This window comes from Rasiella sp. SM2506 (assembly GCF_050859505.1).
Taxonomy (GTDB): Bacteria; Bacteroidota; Bacteroidia; order Flavobacteriales; family Flavobacteriaceae; genus Marinirhabdus.
Window position 1 is genome coordinate 703,729 of record NZ_CP193934.1, and the last position, 15,134, is coordinate 718,862.

The following is a 15,134-nucleotide window of genomic DNA, read 5'->3' on the forward strand; positions in this document are numbered from 1 at the left end:
TTTCAATACTAGAAATTTAATTTAGTTAAGACTGGCCTTCTTCGAGAAATCGGAGAAGGCTTTTTTAAAAAGCGTAACCTCAAAAACATTTTTTCAAAATATTGATTTTCAAATAGATAAAAACACATACGTAGGTCTACGTATTTTTAATGATCTCATTATCCTATAGGTTTGTTATGTAAATTTTCAACCAAAAAATTATGATTTATACAGCTACTCTTTTAAAGTTAAAAGTATGTCATCTATTCATTTTCCTGCTCCCAATAACATTATTTTGTCAAATTCAAGGAGAGCTTAGTTTTGGAGATGGCTTTGACATTTTAAATCCTGATGAAATAATTGCAACAAATTCAAATAGGTTAACCGCTGATTCCTATCCAATTACATTCCAAGTCATTGAAAATATTTCTGTTTCAGGGATGACATTTTCTAATGATGGAACTTTTGCTTTTTTTAATGTGAAACGGAGTAATGAATTTAATAATGTAGCAACTATTACAGAGCGTATAATGAGAGTACGATTAGATGTGCCTTTTAAAATGCAACCGGTAATTGCAAGTAATAGGACATTCTACAGTCTTCCAAATGAAGTAAATAAGGACACCTATGCTGGAGTAGCTTTTAATCCTGAAGGTACAAAAATGTATGTGCTAAACAAACCCGCAAAAATCCTCTACACATTTAATCTGCCTACTCCTTATGCCCCAAATGTATTAACATCGTTGGAAAGTATTTTTCCCTTAAACATCCCGGGAGGACCTACATCACCTAAAAATTTTACGTTTAGTAATGATGGTAAACATTTATATGTAGTAGAAAATAATGTGGGTTCTACTGGAAACTGTATACAAAGTCAAATACATCATTATACCTTAACACAGCCCTTTTTGGCAGATGGCACTAATGCTGTTCTAACAGAAAGTTACAACACAGGAATCTGTAACATTGTAAGTTTCAAGATGAGTAATGATGGTTCAAAAATAATTGCCTTACAAGATTTTGGATCTACCCACAAGTTGTATCAGTTTTCATTGGAAACCCCTTTTTCGTTAGCATCGGGAGTTTCGATTCAGGATTCTATGGGGTTTAACTTTACTCTTGACAATCTTTCAGAATTGGATGTAGATAAACCGCATGCCATAGCCTTTAATAAAGATGGGACAGAGCTTAATATTGCGTATCGGAGTGATATTATTTTAACAAGTGGTGTTTTTCAATCTCTTTTAAGTGCCGTTTTAGAATTGCCAATAGGAGACAGTTTCTACGAAAAAGAGCGTAACGATGGCTCTGTAGAGGGCAAAATGAATATAAATCTTGTGGGAAATGAATTTAATATCAGATCCAATAACGTATTACTTGAGGATATTGATTATACTATTCATAATCTCCCTGCAGGGTTAGATCCGCAAATAACAACGGCTAGCGATCGATTGTCTGCTATATTAACATTTGATGATACTGCCAACAATCATGAAAGAGAGGATAATATTGATAATTTAAAAATTTCATTTACAAGTGTGGCTTTTAATACTGGCAACTCACCTCTTAATAGTACGAACGTAGATACCAATGTGCCTATTACCTTTAGGAGAGGATCGAGTTTGGCATATGGAGATGGTTTTAATTTCTCTCCTAGTCCCAAGCTAATAAATTCCGTAGATGCATCAAATATTAACCACTTTACCTTTAGTGCAGATGGCACTAAAATGTATAGCGTTAGTGGTTTTAGTTCTGTTATAGTACAATGGGAATTATCGGTTCCCTTCGATATTAGTACTAGAACCGAAGTTGCATCTCAAGTTCTTTCTAATTTAAGTCAAGCAGCTTCTATTGCGTTGTCGCCAGATGGAGGCACCTTAGTTGTTTCAAGCGCTTCTAGCAACCTTGTTCAATTTCAGTTAACCACACCTTTCGATGTTAATACCGCTCAATTTGAAGGGGTACAAGCTGATGCAAATTTTGGAGGTAAAACAATTCAATTTAACCATGACGGGACACTACTATATTATACTGATATTGAACGAACCGGAGGAACATCTGGAGGGACAACCAGATCTAAAATTTTTATTTGTCAGCAAAAACTATTGAAACCTTTTGATGTGCTAATTTTAAAGATAGGCGCTTCAAATAGAAAATGCTCTATCTATTATGATCGAGGTGATTCGACTATTTTAAATGGTACAGGATTTTTTATTGATGGGAATGAAGAAAGATTATTTTTAAATTTTATTCAAGACACCAATCTTACCTTAGAATTTCCTTCCTATGTACAGCGATACAAATTAACGACACCTGAAGATGTAACAACGAAACAACCTCTAGGACTGCTTTATTTACCAACCGTTAATAAAAATGGTGATTACCTTATGTTTAATCCGGCAGGTACAAGAATGTATACGAGCGATCCATCAACAAATCTGATAAATCAATACGATTTAAATAGAAATACATTTAAGGAAACCAGCGCCAATACCGGTATCGTTGAAGGGTCGCAAAAGATAACTTTATACGGGGGAGAACTTTTTAAAAATGCAGGAGCTACACTAGCTTATAACACAAATTATTCAATTTCAAATTTACCTTCTGGTTTAACTCCAGTACTTACAGTACATTCTAGTGGAAACTATGTAACATTAACTCTGGATGGAACTGCAATAGCCCATGAAGAAGCCGATAACGTAGATAGTCTTATTATAACATTTAAAAATTCAGCCTTTGTAAGTAATGACGCAGGTTCCGTGTCTAATGCATCCGCTGGAGATAGCCGGTTGTCTATTACTTTTATAAATACCCCTCCTACCATTATTTGTAAGAATACCATTATAGAACTGGACGCTTCAGGTATTGCGACCGTTATAGCAGAAGATATCAATAATGGATCTATAGTACCGGGAGGCATCGCTTCCTTGACAACAAATAAAGAGGAATTTACATGTGCAAATAGAGGAGACAATATTGTAATACTTACTTTAACAGATAACTATGGTAATGTTGTTACTTGTAATGTTTTTGTAACAGTTATAGATGCTATGCTACCAACCGTTACTTGTAAAAACACCACCATATTTATTGGATCCAACGGAACTGCCTCCATAAAAATAAGTGATATAGAAAACAGTAGTGCAGACAACTGCGCTGTTACTTCTAAAAGTCTCTCAAAAACTTTATTTGATTGTTCCAATATTGGAACAAATACTGTTACGTTAAGTGTTAGAGATGCGTCAGGAAACATAGCCTCCTGTACTGCAACTGTTATTGTTGAAGATGGCATAGACCCAACGGCAGTTGGTCAAAACATCACCGTACAATTGGATGCAACTGGCACCATTGCCATAACAGCAGCAGATGTGGATGGTGGAAGCACAGACAACTGCGCTATAGATACGATGGAAATCGACATAGATTCTTTCGACTGTACCCATGTGGGAACAAATATAGTAACACTAACAGTGACCGACCTTAGCGGAAACACGGCGACGTCTACCGCAACGGTAACAGTAGAAGATAACATAGCTCCAATAGCGATATGCCAAGATATCACCGTACAATTAGATGCCAATGGTAACGCAAGCATTGTTGCAGGAGATATCGATGGAGGTTCTTCTGATACCTGCGGAATCGAAAATACAACTATAGATATAACCGATTTCACCTGTGCCGATGTAGGAACAAATAATGTAACACTCACAGTAACCGACGTATATGGAAATATGAGTTCTTGTACTGCTATAGTAACTGTTGAAGACAACGTAGCGCCAGTTGCGGTATGTATGGACATCTCAATTCAATTAGATGCTAACGGCAATGCAAGTATTGTAGCTGCCGATGTAGACGGAGGTTCTTCTGATAACTGCGGAATAGCAAGTACATCCATAGATACAACCGATTTCACCTGTGCCGATGTAGGTCCTAACAATGTTATCCTAACCGTAACCGATGTAAACGGAAACTCAAGCTATTGTACAGCTGTAGTAACTGTTGTAGACAACATAGATCCCATAGCCAATTGTGCCGCACCATTCACTATACAACTGGATGCAAACGGAAATGCAAGTATCACAGTAGCCGATATTGATAATGGATCGACAGATACCTGCGGAATAGCAAATACATCCATCGATAAAACTGATTTCACTTGTGCAGACGTAGGACCAAACAATGTAACCCTAACCGTTACCGACGTAAACGGAAACTCAAGTTCTTGTGTGGCCATAGTAACGGTGCAAGACACTATAGATCCCTTGATGAACTGTCCAGCAGACTTCACCGTTGGAACAGATATAGGCATTTGTGGGGCTACGGTAAGTTTTGCAGATCCTATCCCAATAGATACTTGTGGTATTGCTTCTCTAGTACAAACAGCAGGATTGCCAAGTGGTAGCGTGTTCCCAGTAGGTTCTAACGTTATAGAATATACAGCAACCGATGTAAACGGAAACACCACTAGCTGTAGCTTTACCATCACCGTAGTAGACGACGAAGCTCCAACAGCAGTATGTATGGATATTACCATACAACTGGACGCTGCAGGAAATGCAACTATTCTCCCAACCGATGTGGACGGAGGAAGTACCGATAATTGTGCTATGGATACCTTAAGTATAGACATAAACACCTTTAGCTGTGCAGATATTGGAACCAACAATGTGGTGTTGACCGTAACAGATACCGCAGGAAATACAGCCACTTGTACTGCCATCGTAACCGTGGAAGACCTAACACCACCAACAGTGGTCTGTCAGGATATCACGGTAACATTAGATGCAACCGGTGTTGTAATAATTGATCCGTCCTTATTGGATGGAGGTAGTACAGATGCTTGTGGAGGACTATTTACCTACTCCGCAACACCAGATACCTTTACCTGTGCCGAAATTGGCGATAACAGTGTCACCCTAACAGTAACAGAAGCGCACGGGAACAGTGCCAGCTGTGAAGCTATTGTAACGGTTGTAGACAATACGCCACCTATCTTAGTTTGCCAGGACATCACAGTGCCACTAGGTGCAAACGGGATGGTAAGTATTGTAGCCAGCGATGTAATTGCCAGTGTAGATGACGCCTGTGGTATTAGTGCCACTGGATTGGACATAGACGATTTTAGTTGTGACGACTTAGGAATACCAGTTACTGTAACGGTATTTGCCAGTGATGTAAACGGAAACCTTGTTAGTTGCACTGCAATCGTAACAGTAGTAGATGAGCTAGGGCCACAATTTGACCAGGGAAGCCTTCCGGAAGACCAAGTACGTATGGCCGATGGAAACGGAGAATATATCCTGGAAGATTTTACCACGAACGTAATGGTAACAGACAACTGTAGCGTACGCAATGCAGCCATTGTCCTAACTCAAGACCCAGTGGTTGGCACAGTTCTTACCGTAGGTGTCTACGATATTACTTTGAGTGTAGAAGATGACTTCGGTAACATGGCTTCATATGTATTCGAACTGGAAGTAGTAGCGCCATTAGGTGTTGGTGAAAATAATTTCGATAGCGCTAGTTTGACGATGTATCCTAACCCAGCAACAGACTTTGTACTATTGAGCAACCCACAGAACATCCCATTAAAAGAAGTAAGTATTTATGATGTAACGGGAAGACTTATTAAGAAAGTTGATGCTAGTGCTACAACTTCAGAAGTACGATTAGACGTTTCTGAACTAGCAAGTGCCACTTATATGATATTGATAAACACCGAAGCCGGTCAAGTGATCAAGCAATTGGTGAAAGAGTAAGTTTCAATACTAGAAATTTAATTTAGTTAAGACTGGCCTTCTTCGAGACATCGGAGAAGGCTTTTACATAAATAATTTAGCAGAAAAGGGGTTCTAAAAATTTCAAATGTTTGACATTCAGTTTTTTAAATATCGATACGTAGGTCTACGTATTGTTTGCCAATCAGTTACAAAATATATTTGTTACACAACTCAGCTAAATTTTTTATTATGAAAACGAAACTATTCCTATTGGCATTAATTTTTTTCGGCACGTTTTTAACCAGTAAAGCGCAGGTTAGTTTGCATTACGGCGAGTGGTACGACATTACCCATAGCCCAAGCGTAGATGGGTTTAGGAACATTTCGTCAAATGTGAGTATTCCAACCGATTTAGTTTTCAATGATACAGGTACGAGATTGTATATTACCGATAGAGGAAATAGTGGCGTAAAACAATACAATCTAGCGACTCCATATGATGTTAGTACCGCAACGTATAGTTCTACACATAGTTTTTCAGGAGTCTCTTTTCAAAGTGGTATTGCATTTGATGCTACTGGTACTCGAGTTTACATAGTACAAAACGCTGTAGTTAGACAATATACGTTAAGCTCCCCTTACTCATTAAATTTTCCCACTTTCAGTCAAAGTTTTGATGTTGGTAATGAAACATTAGCGGCTTCAAACATAGACTTCAATAATAGCGGTACTAGTATGTTTATAATGGGATTTTCTGGAGGTATTATTGAATACACGCTTGCTACACCATTTAATGTGAATACAGCAACGCATACTACAACGGTTTCTACAGGAGATCTAAACAACGATTTGGTCTTTAGTCCCGATGGGCTAAAATTATTTTCACGAAATGGTATACGAAGAGTAGCGCAATATAATTTAACTACTCCATTCGATATTTCGACGCTCACTTTTGTTACCTCACTAGATTTAAGTGGCCCAACGACAAGAATTACAGGGATAGCTTTTAATGCAGATGGAAACAAAATTTATGTTGCAGGTGAAAACAATTCGTTTATTTATCAATTTGACTTAAATCTTCCCAGCGGATACCTTGAGAATAACAGCAATGATGGGAGTATCATGGGAAGCGATAAAATACAAATAATCGAAGATACCTTTACAAATGCTGGAGGCACTTTAACTTCTCCCACTCATTTTACCATCACCAATCTTCCAGCAGGTTTAAGTCCTACCTTAAATGTAGCTGCAAACGGATATTCTACAAGTTTGTCCATTTCTGGAAATTCGGAATTACATTCGATCGAGGCAAATGTGGAAAGCTTAAAGTTTAGTTTTACCAATGCTGCATTTACGGCAACACCTGCAACTTCTGTGGGTAACAGTCAAGATGCCAGTAGTAACATTAGAGTAACATTTATTGATCCCCCAGCCTTAGTATATGGGGATAACCACAGTATAAAGTATACCCCAACGCTTACTAGTCAATTTCAGATCACAACAGATAACGGAGCTCCTTACGACGTAGCATTTAATAATACTGGTTTAAAGATGTTTGTGTCTTTTGGATCCGGAGACAGTAATGGCCCAAAACGTGTGCAGGCATACAACTTAAGTAAGCCTTACGATTCAGACTCAGCAGTAGCGGCAGAATTCTTTCAAATTACTGCTGGTTTAATAAATCCTAGAGGGTTAGAATTTAATAATGATGGAACTAAAATGTTTATCCTTGCCTTTGATAGTGTTAAAGAATATAATTTAGGCTTGCCCTTCGATGTAACTACGGCTGTATTAGGAAATAGTCTAAATGTTTCCGCTCAAGATGGAGATCCCTTCGGGTTTACTTTTAGTGACAATGGCTTCTATATGTACATGGCGGGATTCGTTAACAAAAGAATATATCAGTATAAACTAGACACGCCCTTCGATATATCTTCTGCAAATTTTCTATATAGTGTAGATCGAACGAGTCAAGACCTTTTTGCCCTTGACGTAGAGCTTAGTCCGGATGGAACTAAAATGTTTATAGGTGGATCAAATTTTGAACAAATATATCAATACAATTTAAGCACTCGATACGATATTAGATCGTCAACATTTGACAGTAGCTTCTATATTGGATCACAAGAGCAATTCATAAACAGTTTTAAATTCGGAAAAGACGGACAAAATTTATATGTTGTAGGAGCCTCAGATAGCAACATAACAGAATATGATCTTACAATTCCACGTAGTTTCGATGAAAATCCCGCGAATGATGGATCTGTTGCAGGTAGTACACGTGTATTATTAACAGAAAATGTGAGGTTTGTAGCAGGTACAACAACACTTACGAGTCCTACACATTTTACAATAAACAATCTTCCCTCAGGTTTAATCCCTTCTATTGCAGTAGATCCTTCGCGAAGATTTGGAACATTAACATTTAGTGGTGCGGCAGTCGAGAACAATAGCAGCGATAAAATTGGAAGCCTCAATTTCACCTTTAACGATTCAGCATTTGCTAATATTGCAGCGGCAAATGTTGCCAATAGTATTGAAGCCAATTCTTTGTTACCCATAAATTTTATCGCCAACCCTTTTCTTACTTATGCCAATGACGCATCTTTAGACAATCCGGTAGCGTATCTTGGGAGAAAATCTGTTAGCTCGCAAGGAGATAATCCCAGAGATGCTGCATTTAGCGATGATGGTCTTACCATGATTGTTTCACAACGAACTACTGCAAGAATAGATCAATACACCCTTGGAACACCCTTTGGCTCTGGGGGAACTTTTATTAGTTCGCTACAACTTCCTACAGGACTTGGCATTAGTGGTATTACCTTCGGAGCAGGAGGCACCAAGTTATACGTGCTTTCAGAAACTACCGATAGTGTACTTGAATATCATCTTGAAACGGCATATCAAGTAGCCACTGCAACCCTCAATTTCAGTTATAGCGTAAATCCACAAACTGCCACGCCTTTTAGCGTAACCTTTAATCCCTCTGGCACTAAAATGTACGTCACTGGAAGACCTACAAAAATAGTTGAATATGATCTTAGTAGTCCGTTCGATCTTTGTTCGGCTGTTTATTCGGCTTCTGAATTTAGTGTAGGGGGTCAAACAGGCGCAAATGATGCTTTTGACACTGCCTTTAATGCTAATGGAACACTAATGTATGTAACTAACTTCAACACTGTTTTTCAATACGCTTTAACGGTGTCCTTTGATATTACCTCAGCCTCATACACAAATATAAACTATGATGCTTCTGCTCAAATTTCAAGAGCGAAAGGCATCACGCTAAGTCCCGATGGAACCAGGCTTTATATTACAGACAGTACTGGCGAAGATGTAAATAGGTACTCCATAACTTCAGAATTTGGCTTCGATGAAACAGCCGCCAATCTGGGTGCTGTTGAAGGAGTTGGAAATGTAATACTTACTGGAGATACTTTTACCAATCCTTCAGGAGTGCTAACATCTCCCACACATTTTACCATTACAAACTTACCGGCTGGCTTAATTCCAACATTGAATATAAATGCCAATGGTTCAGAAGCTGAACTTATCCTTAGTGGTGCGGCCACTAGCAATGAATCTAGTGATAGTGTTTCAGAATTAGAATTTACCTATACAAATGCAGCTTTCACAAACAGTACAGCTGCCATTGTTATCAAAAACAATACTGGAAGCAGACCCATCGCAATTAATTTTGATGATAGTCCGTGTAATCCTGTCGTTATTACCTGTCCTGCCGATGTTGCAGTTGAATGCGATGAAAACACAGATCCTGCCAATACTGGTACCGCTACCGCTACCGATGGTTGCGGAGGAACTACCATCGTAATTTCTTCCGCGGATATTATTAGTAATGTGAATGGAAATGAAATGACCATTACCAGGACCTGGACAGCAACGAATGATTTTGGAGGGAGCGAAACCTGTGACCAAATAATTACCGTTGTCGATACTACCCCACCAGCAGTTATTTGTCCAGCAAATGTGACTATTGAATGTGACGAAAGTACAGACCCTGTTAATACAGGAATGGCAACTGCAACAGATACTTGTGATGCTAATCCATCGATTAGTTTTTCAGATAACTCGGTAGCTGGAACTGGTAATGAATCTGTCATCACCAGAACTTGGACAGCAACCGATGTAAATGGGAATAGTGCAACCTGTAATCAAATAATTACCATACAGGATACAACAGCTCCTAATGCGCTTTGCGTTGGTTCTTTGACTATCCAACTAGATGCATCGGGGAATGCAACTATTGACACAGCTACAATAGATAACGGCTCGAATGATTCGTGTGGAGCTGTTTCTCTTTCCCTGAGTCAAACAGATTTTGACTGTTCTCATATCGGTAACAATACGGTTACCCTTACAGTAACAGATAATAATAACAGCGTGGCTACGTGTACTACAATGGTTACCGTACAAGACAACATAGCGCCTACAGTAACATGTGCCGCACCTTTTACCCTTCAACTAGATGCAACAGGAAATGCAAGCATCACAGCAAACGATATTGATAACGGCTCGACAGATAATTGCGAAATTGCAAGTACATCTATAGATATAACCGATTTCACGTGTGCAGATGTTGGAGTAAACATCGTTACCTTAACAGTAACCGATGTAAACGGAAATGTTGCTACGTGTACCACAGAAGTAACCATTGAAGATAACATACCACCATTGGCACTTTGTGCAGCACCTTTTACCATACAATTAGATACAAATGGGATGGCAAATATTACAGTGAATGATATTGACAAGGGTTCTACCGATGCCTGCGGAATAGCAAGTACATCCATAGACACAACCGATTTTACCTGTGCCGATGTAGGAGTAAACATCGTTACCTTAACAATAACCGACGTAAACGGTACTACTTCAACCTGTACCACAGATGTTACAGTTGTAGACAACATAGATCCCATAGCCAATTGTGCCGCACCATTCACTATACAACTGGATGCAAACGGAAATGCAAGTATCACAGTAGCCGATATTGATAATGGATCGACAGATACCTGCGGAATAGCAAATACATCCATCGATAAAACTGATTTCACTTGTGCAGACGTAGGACCAAACAATGTAACCCTAACCGTTACCGACGTAAACGGAAACTCAAGTTCTTGTGTGGCCATAGTAACGGTGCAAGACACTATAGATCCCTTGATGAACTGTCCAGCAGACTTCACCGTTGGAACAGATATAGGCATTTGTGGGGCTACGGTAAGTTTTGCAGATCCTATCCCAATAGATACTTGTGGTATTGCTTCTCTAGTACAAACAGCAGGATTGCCAAGTGGTAGCGTGTTCCCAGTAGGTTCTAACGTTATAGAATATACAGCAACCGATGTAAACGGAAACACCACTAGCTGTAGCTTTACCATCACCGTAGTAGACGACGAAGCTCCAACAGCAGTATGTATGGATATTACCATACAACTGGACGCTGCAGGAAATGCAACTATTCTCCCAACCGATGTGGACGGAGGAAGTACCGATAATTGTGCTATGGATACCTTAAGTATAGACATAAACACCTTTAGCTGTGCAGATATTGGAACCAACAATGTGGTGTTGACCGTAACAGATACCGCAGGAAATACAGCCACTTGTACTGCCATCGTAACCGTGGAAGACCTAACACCACCAACAGTGGTCTGTCAGGATATCACGGTAACATTAGATGCAACCGGTGTTGTAATAATTGATCCGTCCTTATTGGATGGAGGTAGTACAGATGCTTGTGGAGGACTATTTACCTACTCCGCAACACCAGATACCTTTACCTGTGCCGAAATTGGCGATAACAGTGTCACCCTAACAGTAACAGAAGCGCACGGGAACAGTGCCAGCTGTGAAGCTATTGTAACGGTTGTAGACAATACGCCACCTATCTTAGTTTGCCAGGACATCACAGTGCCACTAGGTGCAAACGGGATGGTAAGTATTGTAGCCAGCGATGTAATTGCCAGTGTAGATGACGCCTGTGGTATTAGTGCCACTGGATTGGACATAGACGATTTTAGTTGTGACGACTTAGGAATACCAGTTACTGTAACGGTATTTGCCAGTGATGTAAACGGAAACCTTGTTAGTTGCACTGCAATCGTAACAGTAGTAGATGAGCTAGGGCCACAATTTGACCAGGGAAGCCTTCCGGAAGACCAAGTACGTATGGCCGATGGAAACGGAGAATATATCCTGGAAGATTTTACCACGAACGTAATGGTAACAGACAACTGTAGCGTACGCAATGCAGCCATTGTCCTAACTCAAGACCCAGTGGTTGGCACAGTTCTTACCGTAGGTGTCTACGATATTACTTTGAGTGTAGAAGATGACTTCGGTAACATGGCTTCATATGTATTCGAACTGGAAGTAGTAGCGCCATTAGGTGTTGGTGAAAATAATTTCGATAGCGCTAGTTTGACGATGTATCCTAACCCAGCAACAGACTTTGTACTATTGAGCAACCCACAGAACATCCCATTAAAAGAAGTAAGTATTTATGATGTAACGGGAAGACTTATTAAGAAAGTTGATGCTAGTGCTACAACTTCAGAAGTACGATTAGACGTTTCTGAACTAGCAAGTGCCACTTATATGATATTGATAAACACCGAAGCCGGTCAAGTGATCAAGCAATTGGTGAAAGAGTAAGTTTCAATACTAGAAATTTAATTTAGTTAAGACTGGCCTTCTTCGAGAAATCGGAGAAGGCTTTTTTTTAATTACAAGAAACAGCTATTGCCCGATTTCAATTTCTATACGTAGGGGTACGTATTTTATTCAACGTAAGCAAAACGTACCTTTGAAAAGACGAGTAAGAAAATCGTACTATTCAGAAATTTACGTTAGCTCCCCAAACAACTAATGAGGTTCCGTTATAAATGCTAAAATTGTAACTATGAAAATAATAGATTTATCAAAACCAATTCAGTACAATAAAAACGATCCCTGGTTTATGAGGGTTAAAATAAAGCATAAAGCACATAAAAAAGCAAAATGGATTCTTCGGGCTTTTGGATTACCATCTCGCTTATACCCAAAAGGTTTTGTGGGCTGGGCCGATGATACCATTCAAAAAATGGGCGTGCACTCTACGACCCATATAGACGCCCCCTGGCACTATTCGCCAACTACAAACGGTAAAAAATCCAAAACTATTGATGAAATTCCGTTGGACTGGTGTTATGGCGAGGGCTTGGTGGTTGATATGAAACATAAAGAAGATTTCGACCCAATTACGATAGCCGATATCGATAGATTCTTAACAGAAAACAAATTAACCATTTCCGCAGGCATGATCATCCTTATTAAAACGGGGAGAGACAAATACAACGGCACAAAAGATTTTCATAAAAAAGGGACTGGAATGAGCGCAGAAGCAACCGAATGGCTTATTGACAAAGGCATCAAAGTGATGGGCATTGATTCTTGGGGATGGGATTTGCCACTTCCTTACATGATTAAAAAGGCCAAAGAAACGGGTGATTCAGAGTTATTCTGGGAGGCACATTTGGTCGGACAAAGAAAGGAATATTGCCATATGGAACAACTTGTGAATTTGGATGCGCTCCCCTATACTGGTTTTAAAATAGCTGTTTTTCCTTTAAAAATTGTTGGCGCTTCGGCAGCACCTGCACGAGTGGTTGCGATTTTCGATTAATACCCTTTATAAAATTTGACGCGCTATAATCTTATAAGTCATATCCTATTTACTCATTCGAGTCGGATTTCAGAAACTTGATTTCATAACTCTTGGCAAGCGAATCTATTTGCTTTTTACCAAAGGATTTCTTTTTTGAAAGCGAAGAAACATCAGCAAAAAACCTTTCAAACCCACCTGGAGTTATAGTGTTCATAGTGATCCCTGTTATCGTGTCAATATTCTTAAATGTATGTGCTTTTCCCTTAGGCAAATGAATTATATCGCCCTGTTTGGCGCTAATTAATTCATCGCCATTCGTAAACTCGTAATGACCTTGTAGCACATAAAACAGTTCATCTTCGTGGGTATGAATATGCTTAGGCGGGCCACCATTGGGTGGCGTCTCGGTTATAATTACCGAGTATGCACCATGGGTATCTTTACTTAAAATTTTTCCGGTAATCTTAGAGCCCAAAACATTCCATTTTGTTCCTTCGTTTGATGCTATATGCAATGCATTGGGATGAGCCTCTATAGTTTCTGCAATAGAGTTACTACGGTCTTTACAACTATAAAAAGCAAAACAAAAAATGAAGACTGGTACTGCTGTGATTCGATAGTTCATATATTTTGAATTTAAGATATGGTAAAATAATGCGGCGTTCAAAACAGCTCCTGGCTATACATAAAACCGCACTACAAAAGAACACATTCACTTTCAAATTTCATATACGTAGGTGTACGTATTGACAGCTAGCACCTTAAAAAGGTAGTTTAGCTTCTTACGAATTTACTACCATATGGAAGCGCTTACGATTTGGATGATACTAGGTTTTTTATTAGCGACCTACTCTGTTATAGGAAATGATAGTGTACAAACTTTTGGAACTTTTATTGCGAGTAATAATAAACGTAAGTGGCGCCAACAATGGATGTATATGTCGGTTATTCTGGTAGGAACGTTACTTTATAGTTGGATTACCAATGATGGAGATATTTCATATGGGCGTCTGGCTGAAATTCCTCCTGTTGAAATAAAGTGGTACTATGTTTTAGCTCCATTAGTGTTGTTTATCCTTACAAAAAAGGGAGTGCCCGCTTCAACTTCATTGTTAGTGTTAAGCGCATTTTCTTCTTCATTAGTATTCGAAAAAATAATTTTTAAGTCGAGCATTGGTTATGGCTTAGCTGCTGTATCTGCTTATGTATTATGGTTGTGGTTAAGTAAATGGGATGAAGAATCAAAACCTATTAAAACAAAACATATACCGTATTGGCGTATATTTCAATGGGGAGCTATCGGTTTTTTATGGTATACCTGGTTAACACACGGGTTAGTAAATATAGCCGTCTTTTTACCAAGAAAATTAGATGTAAACATACTCATAGCTGTAGCAATAATTTTCGTAGTAGGGCTTGGGTATATCTTTAAAACACAAGGAGGTAAAATACAGGAAATAGTGTTATCTAAAAAAGATACTACCTATGTAAGAAGTGCTACGTTAATAGATTTGTTTTATGCATTTATATTATTACTCTTTAAAGAGCATAGTAATATCCCCATGAGCACCACCTGGGTTTTTGTTGGTGTTTTATGCGGGAGAGAATTAGCTATAGCCACCAGAAATAGCGCAACCTATACCTTTAAAAATGTTTTTCCAATTGTGGGTAAGGACATGCTTAAATTACTTGTAGGGTTAGGAGTATCTATACTTGTCGCGTTGTTTTTTCAGAATCTTACTACCGTATTAAACCTCTTTTAACTA

5 protein-coding genes are annotated in these 15,134 nt (G+C 38.9%); 4 read left to right on the top strand and 1 reads right to left on the bottom strand.

The features are described 5' to 3' along the window. Positions 1-200 precede the first annotated feature (200 nt). The 3 genes from ACQ2HF_RS03300 to ACQ2HF_RS03310 all read left to right on the top strand — a co-directional run bounded on the left by ACQ2HF_RS03300 (position 201) and on the right by ACQ2HF_RS03310 (position 13,386). Positions 201-5,738, top strand: a complete 5,538-nt coding sequence (locus tag ACQ2HF_RS03300) for an HYR domain-containing protein (protein WP_432412098.1) — start codon at positions 201-203, stop codon at positions 5,736-5,738. Positions 5,739-5,948: 210 nt separating this feature from the next. Beyond that, positions 5,949-12,377, top strand: a complete 6,429-nt coding sequence (locus tag ACQ2HF_RS03305; protein ID WP_432412099.1) for an HYR domain-containing protein — start codon at positions 5,949-5,951, stop codon at positions 12,375-12,377. A gap of 247 nt (positions 12,378-12,624) precedes the next feature. Further along, positions 12,625-13,386, top strand: a complete 762-nt coding sequence (locus ACQ2HF_RS03310; protein WP_432412100.1) for a cyclase family protein — start codon at positions 12,625-12,627, stop codon at positions 13,384-13,386. 49 nt (positions 13,387-13,435) lie between these two features. Here the strand turns inward: ACQ2HF_RS03310 and ACQ2HF_RS03315 are convergent, their stop codons facing one another. Continuing rightward, entirely contained in the window at positions 13,436-13,993 is a 558-nt protein-coding gene (locus ACQ2HF_RS03315; RefSeq protein ID WP_432412101.1) for a cupin domain-containing protein, read from the bottom strand. Between the two features lie 175 nt (positions 13,994-14,168). Here ACQ2HF_RS03315 and ACQ2HF_RS03320 point away from each other — a divergent pair, with 175 nt between their 5' ends. After that, positions 14,169-15,131 carry a hypothetical protein gene (locus tag ACQ2HF_RS03320; protein ID WP_432412102.1) on the top strand — a complete coding sequence of 321 codons (963 nt, stop codon included), beginning with the start codon at positions 14,169-14,171 and terminating at the stop codon, positions 15,129-15,131. The last annotated feature ends 3 nt before the right edge of the window (positions 15,132-15,134 follow it).